The sequence below is a fragment of the Paenibacillus sp. D2_2 genome, from assembly GCF_031199965.1.
GTDB lineage: Bacteria > Bacillota > Bacilli > Paenibacillales > Paenibacillaceae > Fontibacillus.
Genome location: NZ_CP133605.1, coordinates 4,803,310 through 4,818,725 on the forward strand (window position 1 = coordinate 4,803,310; position 15,416 = coordinate 4,818,725).

The window sequence follows — 15,416 nt, forward strand, 5'->3', positions numbered from 1 at the left end:
TTTACCACTCCTTTGCCAGTACAGGCCGCTCTTGTCCCGATGGTTTATTAGACTGTCCATACCGCTTTAAATACTGAAGCTTCTTCCCTTCATCCTCGATCCGGCCCTCCCTTAAAAGGATAATCTCGTCCGCCATATGAAGGGCCGCGGAAATATCATGCGTAATGAACAATAGGGTCATCCGATGCTCTCGTACTTTCCGGGACAACAGGCCCAGCACTTCATGCTTGGTAATCGGATCAAGCGCTCCCGTAGGTTCATCGGCGATCAACACCTTCGGGTGATTCACCAGAGCCAGCGCAATTAAAGCACGACTTAGCATACCTCCGCTTAATTCATGCGGATATTGCCTCAGAACCTGCTCATCCAGATGAACTTCACTCAAAGCTTTTGCTGCTGATTCTCTTTTTCTTCCATCGTCTTGTGCAGCAGCATCGCTTCATAAAATTGAGTACCGATGGTTAGCAGCGGATCGAAGCTAGACCTTGGGTCCTGAAATATAAATGCGGCATCCAGCCAGCGCTGCAATGAGGCCCCTTCTTCTCCGTGATATACAGGTTTGCCGGCAACGACAGCTTCTCCTGCCACTGCTTCCGCGGGCATTAATCCATATAAGGTACGGGCCAACGTGGTTTTACCGGATCCGGACTCACCGATCAAAGCCGTGATTTTCCCTGACGGGACCTCAAAGGAAATCGGATAGATCACGGTACGTTCACCATAGCAGACGCTCAAATTTTTAGCAGAAATAGCTGTGCTTCCTTCTACAGCATCGCCATCAGTTCCCCGGATCTCCAAGGCTGTTGGAACAATGCTTTTCTTCTTGCGTAACGATACCTCCGGCGCTCCCGACCCAACTATGCTGGCTTCTCCAAGCAAAGCGAGCGCAATAGTAACTACTAAAATGGCCAACGTCGGAGGAAGAACCGTCCACTGCCATGAAGCAGACATAAATGTCTCACTTTGCGAAAAGGCATTCTGCAGCATTTTTCCCCATGAAGGAACATTCGGATTACCGATTCCCAGAAAAGATAGGCTGGCCTCCATCGCTACCGCCGTTTTGAAAGACACGATCATCTTGGTCCGAATAAGCGGCCAAATAAATGGCAGCAAATGCTTGCGTATGACATATAATCTTCCCGCTTGATAGAGCTGCGCCGCCTTTACGAATTCACGTTCCTTAAGTGACAAGACGGAAGCTCTTATAAGCTTCATATATCCCGGCCAGGTCAACAGGCCCAATGTGAAAATCAACTGCCATGTTCCTCCACCCGTAAAGGAAGCCACAATCAAAATCAACAGTAAGGAAGGAAGCACCATAAGCATATTAGCAACGGCATTTAGAACGGTATCCATCCGGGAAGAGTAACCCGCGAGCAACCCTAAAATAGTGCTTAGAAACGTACTGATCAAGGTTACCATCGTACCAATAAACAAGGTCGTCCTTGCTCCATATACAAATTGGGTAAACAGATCCTGTCCGATGGTATTGGTCCCAAGCCAATGCGCGGCGGAAGGGGCCATCAATCTTTCCCCGTCTATAGAGAAGGGCGAATCGTGGGCAATCATCGGCCCGAATATTGCTGTCAGAATAAACAAGCCTAGACAACATAGGCCAAACTTTTGCGCTAATCTCATGAAGGCTCCCCCTATGTGCCACACGGATACGTGGATCGAGATAAGGATAGATCAGCTCGGCAAGCAAATTTAGCAACAGTACAAACACAGTCAGCATTAAAAATAAGCCATGCAATAACGGATAGTCCCGTGCCAAAATAGCCTCCTGAAGCAGCTTACCAATGCCCGGATAAGAGAATACCGTCTCAACGAGTACCGATCCAGCAAGCAAACTGCCTATCCGTATAGCAATCATAGTCAACAGAGGGAGAGCGCTATTGCGAGCGATGTGACGCATCAATACAGCACGTCCGCCGATCCCTTTGGCCGCTGCAAACTCGACGAACGCTTCATTGCGTATACGTATGGCTTCATTGCGCATAAGCAGATACATACTGGCGAGACTACTTAGCGTAAGAGTAATCACCGGCAGAATCATATGCCTGACAAGATCCCATACGTGATCAAACCACTGTTCCGACCTCAAAAAAGCAGTCTCCGCCCCGCCTAGAGGAAACCATTTGAAGTTTACCGCGAGTAAAATCAGCAATACCATTCCAATAATAAATTCCGGAATTGCGCTGACTCCCAGCATGGATAGAAATAAACCGCGATCTATTTTGCCTGGATACCGCCAGGCAGAGATCAAACCAAAGATCATCCCAAGTACAATCGAAAGTAAGGTTGCCGCCCCGACAATCCCCAGCGTCCATGGTAAACGGACAAGGATCACGTCAAATACAGGCGCCTTATACGTGATAGATAAGCCAAAATCCAGTGTAGCAATGCCTTTTATATAAGAAAGAAATTGCTCCCATAATGAATCGTTCAAGTGATAATAATTAAGCATCGCTTCTCTTTGTACTTCCGACACAAATATCGAACCGTCCTCGGAGCCTCCAGTCAGGAAATCAGCCGGTCCCCCGGCAGCAGCCGAGGGAGCCAGAAATTAAGCAAAAGCACAAACACAAGCACTCCAAGGTAGGTGTAGAGATGTTTACTTGTTGACATTGATCAAGAACACCTTATTGTCCCATAGCGGAATTCCGTCAGCGATGCCTCCGTACGTGTTAGACCAACCGTTATATACTTTTGGATTATACATATAGTAGAACGGGCGATGATACAACACTAGAGTAGGCAGTTCATCCGCCAATATATCCTGCATTCTTGCGACCAGCTCTTTTCGTTTATCGGTATCAAGCTCCTGCATTTGCTCGACGGCCAGCTTCTGGAATTCGGCATTGTTCCAGGTTTTACCGCGTGCCGCGTAGGCATTGCTTGCTTCTCCTAGGAACCATAGCCGTAAATAATCAGGATCTCCGCTAAGTCCAATATGCCCCGTAATCGCCATATCATATTTATTCTCACCCATAGCGGCCGTGAAGGCGGCTGGATCAACCTGCTGGATATTGAGCTGAATTCCAACCTTTTTGAGCATCTCCTGCATAATCAACGCTTCCTGCGAGGTGGAGGATACCATGACATTCAGCTTCAGCGACTCTCGGATTCCCGAAGAATTTTTGGAATAGCCTAGTTCATCGAGCATCTGGTTCGCTTTGTCTGGATTGAATTCATATTGCTTCACAGACGGATTATACCAAGGCGAATCAGGAGGGATAATTCCCGCATTTCCTACTATAGGATCGCCGCCAGTCAGCTTGCTGGCCATCTCTGAGCGGTTCAAGGCATAAGCGATAGCTTGACGGAGACGTTTATCGCTAAGCTGTGGATGCTCCAGATTAAACGTGATGCGCAGCGCGCTTCCAGTCGGCTCACTCTTGATTGATTCAAAGCCTTGCTTCTGCAAATCTTCAACTTCCGGATAACTCATCGTAAGGCCACCGTCAATTTCATTATTTTGCAAGGCTAGTGCTTTGTTGGCCACGTTCAAGTATTGAATCTCATTTATTTTTACCTTGCCCTTGAAATAATCGGGATTGGCCTCAAACAAATATTGCCCGGACTTCTCGTCATATTGCTTCAAAGTGTAAGGACCTGTTCCTACCAACGCATCAGGAGCACGGTATTCAATGGGCTTGTCCACATGCTCCCATACATGTTTTGGAATGATAGGCACAATCCCTACCAGGTCGCTTAAGAATGGCGCGTACTTATTTTTCAGCTTGAAGATGACGGTATCATCTCCCGTTTGTGTAACAGATTCGATTTGTCCAATGTCTCCCGTCCAGTTGAATGGGTGGGTCTTGTAATAATTGAAGCTGAATGCTACGTCTTCAGCGGTAAATGGTTGTCCATCATGCCATTTCACGCCTTGCTCCAGCTTAAACGTATAGGTAAGTCCGTCTTCGGACACGCTCCAGGACTTGGCAAGCCATGGAATAATCCCGGACGCATCCTTCCAGGTTAATGTATCAAACAGAAAAGAATTGTGAAGAAACCCGCCAGGGCCCGTTGAAGAGAAGGCAAACGGGGACGGATATCCACTATCGCTCCAGGCGATGCGAACAAGCTCCGTCTGATCCGTAGCCAAATCTGGTTTGGAAGCCGTAGTCTGAGGCGTAGAGCTTCCCTTTCTCCTGAAGATACAGAGGTATTGTTGCTGCTGCCGCAAGCTGATAATAAAAATGCAAAACATAATATGGTTAAGATGACCGGGATCTTGATACGAGATAACATTCTGTGATTTCCCCAAATGATTTTATTAGATTTTCCCTTCCGTCAGCCAGGGCAAAAACCCATTCAAAAACCGCTCCGTTGCCGGCATGAAATACGATCCATAGTGATATTCAGGATCTAAAGTGGTCATAATGAGCGTCCCCGCCGTACTTACTTTATCGATATAAAATATCGCCCCATCATTCTCAACGGCAATTAACGTCTCGGCGCCTTGAGGCGGAAAAAAAACGCCATGGTAATGCCATGTTGCGTCCTCCAGGCTGATGTACCGAAACAGATCATGATCCGGCTTCGTCATCATAAGACCGCTTCTTGCATCCCGCTCCAGCCACCACCAGAAGTTAGTCGGCCTGAATTCCCAATGATGATTGGGGAACCAATCTTGCGACTGGGCCCCTAAAGCAACAACCGTGCCCCCGTCGTCCAGAAATTTTGTAATATGTTCGAGTGATTCTGTCACCTGCGTCTGGTTAAGCTGCGAAGGGACGATCAGAACATCGATCCCTTCGAGTGAGGTTTGCAGCAATTCAGGCAAATAAATCACTTGATGTATAAACCGGCTAAACTCAGATGATTTAAATGTGCGGTATTGGTGAGAATTCCCGCTGTATAGCACCGCTATTTTCCTCATATCCCTGAACTCCTTGTTATCATTTGCTCATACTCTTCATATAGCCAACTTAATAATTGAGCGCCTATCCTACCGGATGTATTCCTCGAGTGTGAATAACCAAGCAAATTATTACCAGAATGAACTAGTATCGTTCCTTTCGTGCTGTTCCGATCAATATAAGTGATAGGTTCACCGCCTGGTAATGTCAGCAACACTTCCGCATGCGGCGGAAGTGGATGATGTCCACGGGCAAAAAATCCGGATACTCCTTTGTTATAGGTCAAATCATCCGGGTCTACCCCTGCAAAAATGGAATGCGGCTTGACTACAGTGACGGTATAATCGCGATGATTCCGAATCGTCTTGGGAACAAATTGCGAGCCTCCCGGAAGCCACGAGGAAAATAAATTCCCGCTGAACACTAATATTTTCCCTTGATCGAGGAATTCCCTGACCTGAGCGCTTTGCCAGCTCATTAACTCCTGGTCCACATAATTATCGATAACCAGAAATTTATGAATGGATAAGTCATAATCCGGCAAACGATACATATCCAACACAGAAATACCAAGGTCCTGCTGGAGCGCAGTCGCGGTCTGGGTACTAAAATAAGTTCCAGAATTCAGTAGTAGTAGATCAGCTGGATGTTTCAAATGGTTATCGTTCATTGGAGCCTCCTTATGTACAGCAGCTCATGCAGAGGCAACTCCAGCGCACGCTTGCAGCATTTTTCTTTTAAAAGTTTATTTGCCTCATGTTCGGATTCTGTCATCGAACCTTCGCGCCCCTTCTTCAAATACTCATAAAAAATGGGTGGAAGAAAATCTTCCTTAAGCGTGACTTCGACAGCAGCCCCCTCCTGATTTGAAATCACAAAAGAGTATGATTGGGAACGATATGGATCGTACTGGCCCCGCGGATAATTTGTGTCCACCTTGTAGGCTTGGCGAGTCACTGCCCGGGTAACGAACTCATATACATCGCGAAATCCTGGTCCGCCATGCCCCGATAAGATGAATATATCCTTTCGATCTGGAATTCCATCCCGGTATAATTCAGCAAAAGCAACTTGCAAAACTCTAAAGCCAACAGCCAAAGCCATCAAAGCAGCACTGCCATGATATTTGCGAACTTCTGAAAAATGAATCTCTATCATTTCATTATGATCACGAATCTGAATGACTGACATAGAAGCGCTCCCCTTCTCAGCAATATATTTAAAATCATAACTATCATAATTTAATTGAGAATGATTATCAATATCAATATATTTAGTTCACATATCTGTCAATTTTCACTTACTGTGCCTTTTGAATGCTATTGGGATCGCGTATATTGTGGGATAGACCTATGTACTGCGATTAACAAAAAACGGAGATGCTCACAGCATCCCCGTTTTCATGGTTATATCGTATATACATAGACTAAGACTTATCCTAACCTCTTACATCATATTTCTTGGGCGTATCTTTCGTCTGGAATCGAGTTAAGCAAGACGTAAAGACTTGTAGGCTTGGACCCTGTGCAGCGGAAGGAAAAGACTTCATCCCCCTCGCAGCGGACGACATCGCCTTCCGAGACAGCCGTATCCTGTCCGTCTGTCGTGACAATACCCTCTCCTTGCAGAACCGTCAAATACACGACCGCTCCCGGATGACGATGGGCAGGAAGCTGCTGTCCAGGCATAAAGTTCAGCATAAATATAAGGCTTTGCTGATCCTTGAATACGATCCTTTTCGTAAATTTCTCATTGTTATATTCAATACGTTCTTTTAACGCGATTTTTTCCATACTCGTTCACTCCTGTCCAGATGTGTATAAGAGATCTTCTCCTCTCTATCGTAGGCCGCAAACAAAGCAAAGATTGTGATTCCATACACATCTTTTTTGACATATATGTAACAAGTCAGGAGTTTCACGATATAAAGTTATCCATGCTGAGAATATAAAACAAGCCGCTACCTGAGAATCCGATAGCGGCTTTGTTTTATTTTATAGAAATTATATAAGATTAGTTCTGACTTGCGGCAATCGCCTGCTCCAAATCATAAAGAATATCGTCAATGGATTCGGTACCAATCGATACGCGAATAAGCCCTGGAGTAACGCCGGCACCCGCCTGCTCTTCCTCTGTCAGCTGCTGATGCGTCGTACTGGCCGGATGGATAATCAAGGACTTAGAATCGCCGACATTAGCCAAGTGGGAGAACAGCTTCACACTATCGATCAATTTCTTACCAGCTTCCACGCCACCCTTGATTCCGAAAGTCATGATCGCGCCCTGCCCCTTAGGCAGATACTTCTGTGCCAGTTCATAGGATTCATGACTAGGCAGGCCAGGATAGCTGACCCATTCTACTTGTTCATGGGCTTCGAGGAACTGTGCTACCTTCAGCGCATTCTGACTGTGGCGCTCTACGCGCAGGTGCAGCGTCTCCAATCCTTGCAGCAGCAGCCACGCATTAAATGGTGATAAGGATGCGCCGAGATCGCGCAGCAATTGTACACGAGCCTTGGTAATATATGCAACTGGTCCGAGCGCTTCAGCATAAACAATGCCGTGGTAGCTTGGGTCTGGCTCGGTCAGGCCTGGGAACTTGCCGCTCGCTTTCCAGTCGAATTTACCACTGTCTACGATAACTCCGCCAATTGAAGTACCATGGCCACCGATAAATTTCGTAGCCGAATGTACGACAATGTCCGCGCCGAAATCGATAGGACGAAGCAGATACGGACTTGGGAAAGTGTTATCCACGATCAATGGAATCCCATTCTCATGAGCGATTGCAGCTACAGCTTCGATATCTAGCACATCACATTTCGGATTGCCAAGAGTCTCGGCATACAGTGCCTTGGTCTTATCCGTAATCGCCGCGCGGAAGTTCTCCGGATTGGAAGCATCGACGAACTTCACTTTGATACCCAGCTTGGCTAGCGTGGTAGAGAACAGATTATAGGTACCACCATATAGAGTCGTAGACGATACAATTTCATCTCCAGCACCTGCGATGTTCAAGATCGAGAATGTAATCGCCGCTTGACCCGATGCCGTAGACAATGCGCCAACGCCGCCCTCTAGCTCAGCTACACGCTTCTCGAATACATCATTCGTCGGGTTCATAATACGGGTATAGATATTGCCGAATTCCTTCAGACCGAACAGATTCGCAGCGTGCTCCGTATCACGGAACCCGTAGGAAGTAGTTTGGTACAGAGGTACTGCCCGGGAATAAGTTGTTGGATCAAGTTCTTGCCCGGCATGAATCGCCAGAGTTTCAGGTGCAAATTTACGCTCATCAGACATGGAAATTCCTCCTTTTTTAAGTACGAGATTAAAAACAATCGCATAAAATGTTTTTCATATTTTCTCACATAATGCCTCATTTGAAAACTATAAATCCGATAATTTTTATCTGAATTATTAAAAAGGCTGCCGATTACCGGCAGCCCTTGTTATTAAGACAAAAATTAAACTGGATTCTGTTCTCACTTACTTCGAGTAAATTTGCGAATGAAATAAGCATCCTCCATCGTTGGTGGAACCTCATCCCAGCCGTAAAACGGCGCTTCTGCGGCTACAATCCGCAAGGTCATCATCCCGTCACCTAGCTCGCGGAACTCTATAATGCTGCGGTCTGTCGTGAAATATAACTGGAACTGTTCCTTTGTTATCCGGCCCTGCCATACTTTAAATGGCAAATTGGATAACCAACTCTCTCGATTCCCGTAAAATCCAGCCTGACCGTGATCCAGCCAGAGTCAGCCGGTCGGCGGCCGCTTCCCATTCACCAAGCTCATGAACCGCAGCTATTATTGTCCGTCCCTCTGCGTATTTATTCAAATAAGCAATGGCAAGCTTGCGCTCTGCGGAATCCATGCCATTCAGCGGTTCATCCAGAAAGAGAAATTGCGGTGAGGCCAGCAAAGATTGGGCGATAGCAATCCGTCGTTGTACTCCTGCGGACAAGCGCTTGATGCGCGTATTACGAAATGTAGACAATCGGAAATCCTCAATTAAAGCTTCTATCTGTTCAAGGTGGTACATTCCCTTAAGCTCTCCCAAGTACTTGAGTAGCTTGTATACCGTCATATCTTGATACAGTTCGATATCGGTAGGGACATAGCCAATTTGACTACGTAACAGAGGAAGGGTCTCCTTGGCGGAACGTCCATCGTATTGAATATTACCACCTCGTGGTAGCTGCACCGTCGCCAGCAATTCCAGTAGCGTCGATTTACCTGCTCCATTCGCCCCAACGAGTAAGGTAATCCCCCGGGTAATCCGTAATTCATGAATGCGAAGAGAGAAATCCCGACCTGCTGATCTAATCTCTCAATCGTAATCATAGGTACCATAACTCCCGCTTGCTCCAGACTGGATGATTCTACTACGGTAATAGGAACGAACTAATAATATCAACCCTATGAGTAGCATTAACCCGTCAAGCGCAGCCCCATATTCCATTCTGAAATGGTGGCCATAGACATTCTCATTGAATATGAACCAGATCACGTAGACCGAACTAGCGCAAATGACCCCCATCTTAATCCCTCTACGAAATAACACATACATGGCAATCCCGCCGATCAGCAGGGAAATTCCAAGCCACTGCAGTAAAAACGGAATAAACGGGATATAATACTCCCGACCACAGAAATACGGATACCCACAATCGCTGAACTAATCAGAGCCCAGCTTAGGATGAGCCCCATGACCATCAGCATCCTGCTATACAGTACCAAAGCCGGTGGATATGGGGTTATGCTCTCTACGGCTCGCATCCCTGGGTTCCAGGAACGGTAGCTGAACAGCATGCAGGCGATAAGTAGAAGCGGTGTAATCACAGGAAACAGACTGGTTGGCATAAGATCACCAAGAATAAAGTTACTCAGAGGACGCTTTGGGTCCACCAGTAGAATTAGCATCAGAAATACGGCTGATCCTGTTAGTACAAGCGTCTTCCAGTTCATCAGGAACTGGCTGCGCAACAGTCTCCATAGGGAGGGCTCTTCTACTTGCGTATTGAACTGCAGGGACTTGGCCTGACTAGCTCTCAGTGCATCGAATTCCGGCTGCAGGGCAGCAATCAGGGCCGCTGTCTCTGCTAGGGAAGGCGCCGGCATAACCGCTTGGCGTAGCGGCTCAGACAGCTCCTGCTCCAATTGCTTCAATTCCTGGTCAATGGAAGATCTCATGCTGAAGCACCTCTCTTTCTTGTTTCTTCTCAGGTTCTCTAAATTCCGATATATGAATCTCATCACGCTTGGCAAGCACTCGCTTTAATTTGCGCAGCGCACCGTATAGATGCGATTTGACAATGCTGAGCGGAATGTCCAGCAACTCAGCAATCTCCTGCAACTTGAGGTCATGAAAGAAACGCATGCGAACAACCTCTTGTTGGATCTCAGGTAACCATTCCAACGATTCGACAACAACCTTGGCCTGTTCCTGCTTCTCTAAAAGCTCATCAGCCCCAGGAGAAGGGTCAGCCTCCTCCCGCATCTCTATAGTAGCCGTCTGCTCAGATCGGTAAGAAGCGGTACGCCAGTAGTCCCGGCATAAATTAAGAGCTACCTTGTATAGCCAGGGACGCAGTTGCTCCACCTCGCCATATCTCTGTAAATGCCGGATTAAGCGAATGAACGTCTCTTGGACGATATCTTCCGCCTTATTTCGATCCTTAAGCTGCTGTGCAACATAGCTAAGCAGCGGGCCATGATATCGTGTCACCAGCAGCTCGAATGCTTCCTGATCTCCTTCGGCCATTTGCTGTGCCAATTGTTGATCGGATATCATTTCTTTCCCCTCTTCTTCCTCTACTCTTCTTCTCTCCCGATCCATCTCTCCCGATAACCGATGAGCCAAATTGCTATACCCAGCAACAGAGCTGAGACAAGCAGCAGGACCGACCGATTGGTCGGAAAGGAAGCCTCTTGCGGCAAGTAAGCTGTGTACAGCGTGAATGATGATAACAGCCGACCGCCGCTAATCGTATCTAATATCCAAAGTGCAAAGCCAGCAATTAACCCTCCATATATGCTGCGAAAGACGATAATCCCCGCCAGAGTCAACGTGGTCAGCAGCAGGTAGGCAGGTAGAACTTGCATCAACAGTTCCGGCATGCTTACCGTGCGGAATGCATCTTTTGTTCCGCTCCAATAATACATTCTCGTGCTTATCTCTCCATACTTGAATAGATAGACTATCATCCACAGCAGACTGGCCAGCACGGATAGCAGTACCGCATTCAACCATTTACGCACGGCAATAAGCCGTAGTGATACGGGATAAGTGGAGATTATCTCCATTCCCCCGCCGCCAATTTCATGCTGGAACATTAGGATCGTAAACATGATCGTGAGCGGGAACATTCCCATCTCAGCAATGTAATTTACCGCCCGTGGCTTATCGGGCTGACCGGTTACAATCCCTAACAAATAGGAAATCAACAGAAAAATCGATAATAAGGCGACAGGCTGTTTTTGCAGCCTCCAGTCAAAACGGGAACCGCGACAGAAGTATTTAAGCGCCATTCTCATTCGCCTATCACCTTCTTCCACTGATCCTCCCATGCCGAATAAGGGATCGGGCGGTTACGTTCCACCGCGGAATCTTCTTGGTCCAATTCAGGAATCTCCAGTCCCTGGTCATAGAAGTGTTTCAGCAATCTTTTGACCTGATCGTTCTTCCCCGCCTTCAGTGCTTCATCTACCTGTTTGCGCATGTGTACCCCAATTTGATTCTTATCATTGGACCAGTCATTTGCATATAACTCGGATAACATGTACCCGTTAATATTGCCGTTATTGAATAACCCATTCTCGTAATAATACACATACCATATGAGCGCCCGAAGCTGGAGACGTATGTCATTCTGGACATTTTCGATCAGATAACTACCCTGCCTTGTACCAAGCAACATCTTGTTCATTAATATCTCTGACATATAGTTCTGGTCCACACTAATATAGTTCAGCACAACAGCGTTATTCTCAATATCACTATTAATAGCGAAATTCTGATTCGGGATATAGAGCAATTGCTTTACCTTCTGTGCATCAGTAGGCAGCCATGATCTAAAGTATTGGTCCAGTTCATTGATCTTCTGTACGGTCTGCTCTGTCCATAATTTGTTGTACGGAGTATACACGACATGCAGTGGGGTTGCATTGGGTTCCAGCTCCTCCAATCCGCCTCCAAATAAGGTAACGCCATCATGGACTTCACCGGAATAAATCTGCTCACCAGCTTCACGTGTTACTTCCTTCAGACTCGTATAGATGGGCGCCTCGAATCCACTGACGGTCAGTTTGAAATCCGCACTAGGGAAGCCTATATTCGTATATACCGCTCCCAGCTCAATACTTTTATTATCCCTTAAATAAATCGGCTGATCCTCGGGTAGTGGGTACCACGCGAGATAACCGGGTAGAAAAACATTTTCTCCCTTAACAAAAGCATAGTATCTTCCCGTGCCACGGAAGGTCTTCGAATAATCCATGACCTTCCCTGAATAGTCCATCTCGACCGTGAGCGGACCTGTCACTACTTGGGACAATTCAAGACTTAGCTTCTCCCCTTGCCGCTTGGTTGCCACTTCCTGACCGTTAACACTAACATGGTTAATCTTGAACATACGGTTCAGTGTCAAAGATATCTCTGTTTTTCCGATCAGATCATCGGCTGGTATGTTCATGGTTACTTCAGCCTGCAAGGTATCATCCTTTAGCTTCTGCAAATAAATGTTATAGGTCTTGATTCCATATATCTTAGGTTGTCTATCGTATTGAATATCTTCTATCTTATACAAAGAAGGGTCCGCTAATCTCTTCTTATCCATCGTATATCGTTCTTGCCAGATCATCGCATAAGGGATAAATGCTGCTGCTGCCAGCATAACCGAGCAAATACCTAATCCCCATGTTCGTCTACGGTGCTTGCTTGGGCGCAGCTGTTGCAGCACGGTTACTCCGATAACGAGCATCAATACCGTGAAGGCAAGGACGAACAAGTGGGAACTTCGCAGCTCGTCCTTTGTTAGAACAAGTCCCCATGTATCCGCATAATTCCCACTGCTTACGAATAATTGGCTTAAGTGAAAAGTACGTAGTATATCCAGACTGTACCGCTCCAAAATAAACATTTCCATGAAGAAGGTGCCGAACATCCATGCACAGAAGCCAATTAAATAGACGATTCGGTTGGGAATGCAAATCGCCAGCAGCATGGCAAGTGCTAAGGTTACCGCATAAGACATTTCAAAGCTCGTGGTGAAGAACATCGTAGATTGCATCGTGATCTCAGCTGTAACACGCTGGGTAGAGAGCCAGAAATAGATCCCACTGGCCAGAACGGTAAAGCTTGTAAAATAGAGCAATCCGGCCATATATTTTGCTGAGATAATCGTTCCATAGGATACTGGTAATCCGGCACTCCATTCATAGGAAGATCGCCTTACATCCCTACGGATCGTCAGAATCCCAATTAGCATGACAAGCCCCAGGGACATGGTATGGATCAGCGAATAGTAGTTGTAGGAGTCGGAGAAGAAATGATCCGCAGGCTTGATTCTGCTTAGGCTCCACCAGAGAAGTGCACCAAATAGAAAAGGCATGGCAAGTATAGGTGGACGGCGCAGAATCATGCCTAACTCAAAGCGGAATTGACGCAGCCATTTATGCATCAGTAAATACCCCTCTCCGCCCCAAAGCCTCATCACGGAGCAAAGCTAAGTACCCATCCTCCAATGTCGGGTTAACCAGCTTCATATTGGAATTCACGTTAGGCATATCAGCAATAATCTTACACAGCATTCCTTCCTCCGTCCGGCGCGTTGAGACTACGGACAATGGGTCTAGCATCGCGTAATCCTGTTCGGTCAATACACCTTCCCATACCTTGCCTTGTCCTAAGGACTGCAAATCGGCCAATTCACCCGACATACGTACTCTCCCTGGTCTAGCACGGCGATCTGGCGGCAATTACTCTCAATATCTGCAACGATATGTGTGGACAGCAGTACGACACGTCCCAGGCTAAACCTAGTAAGCAAATTACGGAATCGCACCCGCTCTTCCGGGTCAAGACCAGCCGTCGGCTCGTCAACGATAAGCACCTGTGGTGAACCTATCAAGGCCTGGGCGATACCGAGCCTGCGCTTCATCCCACCGGAATAAGTGCGTATCTTCTTGCGTGCCTTATCCTGAAGATTCACTTGCTCCATTAGCTTATCAATCTCCATCTTACGCTGTTTCTTGTCACTGATCCCCTTCATTGCTGCGACATAATCCAGAAATTCCGTGCCAGTCAGTTGGGGATAAACTTGGAATTGCTGCGGCAAATAACCAATCATCCTGCGAATATCCTCTGCTTTATGTAGCGGCACACCCTTGATCATTACTTCTCCGGATGTTGGTGTAGATAGTGTAGCTAGAATTCTCATCAGGGTTGACTTGCCCGCCCCATTCGGACCAAGCAATCCAACCATCCCTTCTGTAATCGTCAAATTCACATCATGCAGCGCCCAATTTCCACGGTTATATACTTGGGCCCCATCCTTTATATTCATATCGCGCGGTGCTCTCCTGCTTCCGCCATATTTTTTGGATAAGTGATTGATTTGTATCATGAATTCATCCTCATTTTTTACGTTATTGGCGTGTGTTCAAATAGGCCGGTTTTCAGCACCAGGAAGGTTGAATGAAGCTAGGGACTGAGGAGCGGACTTTTTGAACTACCTCTATTGGACAGACCCGCGCGGTGTATCCATCGTTCTTATATATGTAACGAAACTACGATTCAAAAGGTTTGAGTCATCTCATTTATCGTTTAATTGTCTTATTTTACTTAATTACATCCCAAATCAAAAAAACCTGCAAAAATGCAGGTTTTAGCGGCTTAATATACGTTTCAATGAACAACCTCTTAGTACAGGCTATCGATCGGTACGCCTTCCGGCAGCTTGAACGGGTTCTCTTTGTTGATATGATCGTAGAACATAATGCCATTCAGATGGTCTATTTCATGCTGCATCACAATCGCATCAAAACCTCTGAAGCGCAGCTTTACCTCTTTTCCTTCCGCATTATAGGCTCTTACCGTAACTTTCTCGTATCTTGGTACGAAGCCCTGAACAGCCCGATCTACCGATAAGCATCCTTCGCTCTCCGGCAAATAGACCATCGATACTGAGGTGCTCACGATTTTGGGATTGAAAAGAGCGATCTCACGGTCATTTCCTTGATCATCCGTAAGCAGGGCCGCAAACATCCGTTTGTTCAAACCGATCTGGTTCGCAGACAGCCCTACACCTGGCCGCAACTTATATTTCTTCGACAGTTCCGGATCCTGACTGTTCTTCAGGAACAGCATCATCGACGCCATCTCTTCGCGATCTTCCTGCGTTGGCGGGACGCTGACAGGTTCAGTTACCGTTCTAAGGATGGGATCACCCTCGCGAATGATGTCATCCATCATAATAATATAGTCGCTAGTAAATTTACTCATCTTGTCCTCTTGTCCTCCTCGACTTCTTGTAACAGTTTG

Annotated in this window: 17 protein-coding genes and 2 pseudogenes; all 19 read right to left on the reverse strand. The window is 46.7% G+C overall.

The annotated features are described in order from the left end of the window. Nucleotide 1 precedes the first annotated feature (1 nt). Nucleotides 2-1,422: pseudogene (locus RE628_RS24665) on the reverse strand (ATP-binding cassette domain-containing protein). Continuing rightward, entirely contained in the window at nt 1,328-2,491 is a 1,164-nt protein-coding gene (locus RE628_RS24670) for an ABC transporter permease (protein WP_309155810.1), read from the reverse strand. The pseudogene RE628_RS24665 and the gene RE628_RS24670 overlap by 95 nt, the downstream one beginning before the upstream one ends. A 123-nt stretch (nt 2,492-2,614) precedes the next feature. Then, nucleotides 2,615-4,216 (reverse strand): ABC transporter substrate-binding protein, encoded by a 1,602-nt coding sequence (locus tag RE628_RS24675; protein WP_309155811.1) that lies wholly within the window; start codon nt 4,214-4,216, stop codon nt 2,615-2,617. Between the two features lie 66 nt (nt 4,217-4,282). Continuing rightward, nucleotides 4,283-4,888, reverse strand: a complete 606-nt coding sequence (locus RE628_RS24680) for a hypothetical protein (protein ID WP_309155813.1) — start codon at nt 4,886-4,888, stop codon at nt 4,283-4,285. Next, nucleotides 4,885-5,538 carry a phosphate starvation-inducible protein PhoH gene (locus RE628_RS24685; protein WP_309155814.1) on the reverse strand — a complete coding sequence of 218 codons (654 nt, stop codon included), beginning with the start codon at nt 5,536-5,538 and terminating at the stop codon, nt 4,885-4,887. Before RE628_RS24685 ends, RE628_RS24680 begins: the two co-directional genes overlap by 4 nt. After that, the gene (locus RE628_RS24690; protein WP_309155815.1) at nt 5,535-6,059 is read right to left on the reverse strand and encodes a hypothetical protein; all 525 of its coding nucleotides are present in this window, start codon (nt 6,057-6,059) and stop codon (nt 5,535-5,537) included. Before RE628_RS24690 ends, RE628_RS24685 begins: the two co-directional genes overlap by 4 nt. Before the next feature lie 260 nt (nt 6,060-6,319). Further along, nucleotides 6,320-6,661, reverse strand: a complete 342-nt coding sequence (locus tag RE628_RS24695; protein ID WP_309155817.1) for a cupin domain-containing protein — start codon at nt 6,659-6,661, stop codon at nt 6,320-6,322. Between the two features lie 220 nt (nt 6,662-6,881). Continuing rightward, nucleotides 6,882-8,174, reverse strand: a complete 1,293-nt coding sequence (locus RE628_RS24700) for a homocysteine synthase (protein ID WP_309155818.1) — start codon at nt 8,172-8,174, stop codon at nt 6,882-6,884. A gap of 182 nt (nt 8,175-8,356) precedes the next feature. After that, complete coding sequence (locus RE628_RS24705) at nt 8,357-8,569, reverse strand: hypothetical protein (protein ID WP_309155820.1); 213 nt, start codon at nt 8,567-8,569, stop codon at nt 8,357-8,359. After that, nucleotides 8,559-9,089 carry an ATP-binding cassette domain-containing protein gene (locus RE628_RS24710; protein ID WP_309155822.1) on the reverse strand — a complete coding sequence of 177 codons (531 nt, stop codon included), beginning with the start codon at nt 9,087-9,089 and terminating at the stop codon, nt 8,559-8,561. The genes RE628_RS24705 and RE628_RS24710 overlap by 11 nt, the downstream gene beginning before the upstream one ends. Before the next feature lie 12 nt (nt 9,090-9,101). Continuing rightward, nucleotides 9,102-9,200: pseudogene (locus RE628_RS24715) on the reverse strand (hypothetical protein); the annotation flags it as partial. A gap of 3 nt (nt 9,201-9,203) precedes the next feature. Beyond that, complete coding sequence (locus RE628_RS24720) at nt 9,204-9,443, reverse strand: hypothetical protein (protein WP_309155824.1); 240 nt, start codon at nt 9,441-9,443, stop codon at nt 9,204-9,206. A gap of 14 nt (nt 9,444-9,457) precedes the next feature. Continuing rightward, entirely contained in the window at nt 9,458-10,066 is a 609-nt protein-coding gene (locus RE628_RS24725) for a hypothetical protein (protein ID WP_309155827.1), read from the reverse strand. Beyond that, entirely contained in the window at nt 10,050-10,712 is a 663-nt protein-coding gene (locus tag RE628_RS24730; protein WP_309155828.1) for an RNA polymerase sigma factor, read from the reverse strand. Before RE628_RS24730 ends, RE628_RS24725 begins: the two co-directional genes overlap by 17 nt. Further along, the gene (locus tag RE628_RS24735) at nt 10,688-11,431 is read right to left on the reverse strand and encodes a hypothetical protein (RefSeq protein WP_309155829.1); all 744 of its coding nucleotides are present in this window, start codon (nt 11,429-11,431) and stop codon (nt 10,688-10,690) included. Before RE628_RS24735 ends, RE628_RS24730 begins: the two co-directional genes overlap by 25 nt. After that, nucleotides 11,407-13,554, reverse strand: coding sequence for an ABC transporter permease/M1 family aminopeptidase (locus RE628_RS24740; RefSeq protein WP_309155831.1), 2,148 nt, complete (start codon nt 13,552-13,554; stop codon nt 11,407-11,409). Before RE628_RS24740 ends, RE628_RS24735 begins: the two co-directional genes overlap by 25 nt. Further along, nucleotides 13,547-13,813: a hypothetical protein gene (locus tag RE628_RS24745; protein ID WP_309155832.1), complete on the reverse strand. Its 267-nt coding sequence runs from the start codon at nt 13,811-13,813 to the stop codon at nt 13,547-13,549. The genes RE628_RS24740 and RE628_RS24745 overlap by 8 nt, the downstream gene beginning before the upstream one ends. Continuing rightward, nucleotides 13,780-14,499: an ABC transporter ATP-binding protein gene (locus tag RE628_RS24750; protein ID WP_309155834.1), complete on the reverse strand. Its 720-nt coding sequence runs from the start codon at nt 14,497-14,499 to the stop codon at nt 13,780-13,782. Before RE628_RS24750 ends, RE628_RS24745 begins: the two co-directional genes overlap by 34 nt. Nucleotides 14,500-14,795: 296 nt before the next feature. Continuing rightward, nucleotides 14,796-15,377 (reverse strand): peptide deformylase, encoded by a 582-nt coding sequence (gene def / locus RE628_RS24755; RefSeq protein WP_309155836.1) that lies wholly within the window; start codon nt 15,375-15,377, stop codon nt 14,796-14,798. Nucleotides 15,378-15,416: the final 39 nt, after the last annotated feature.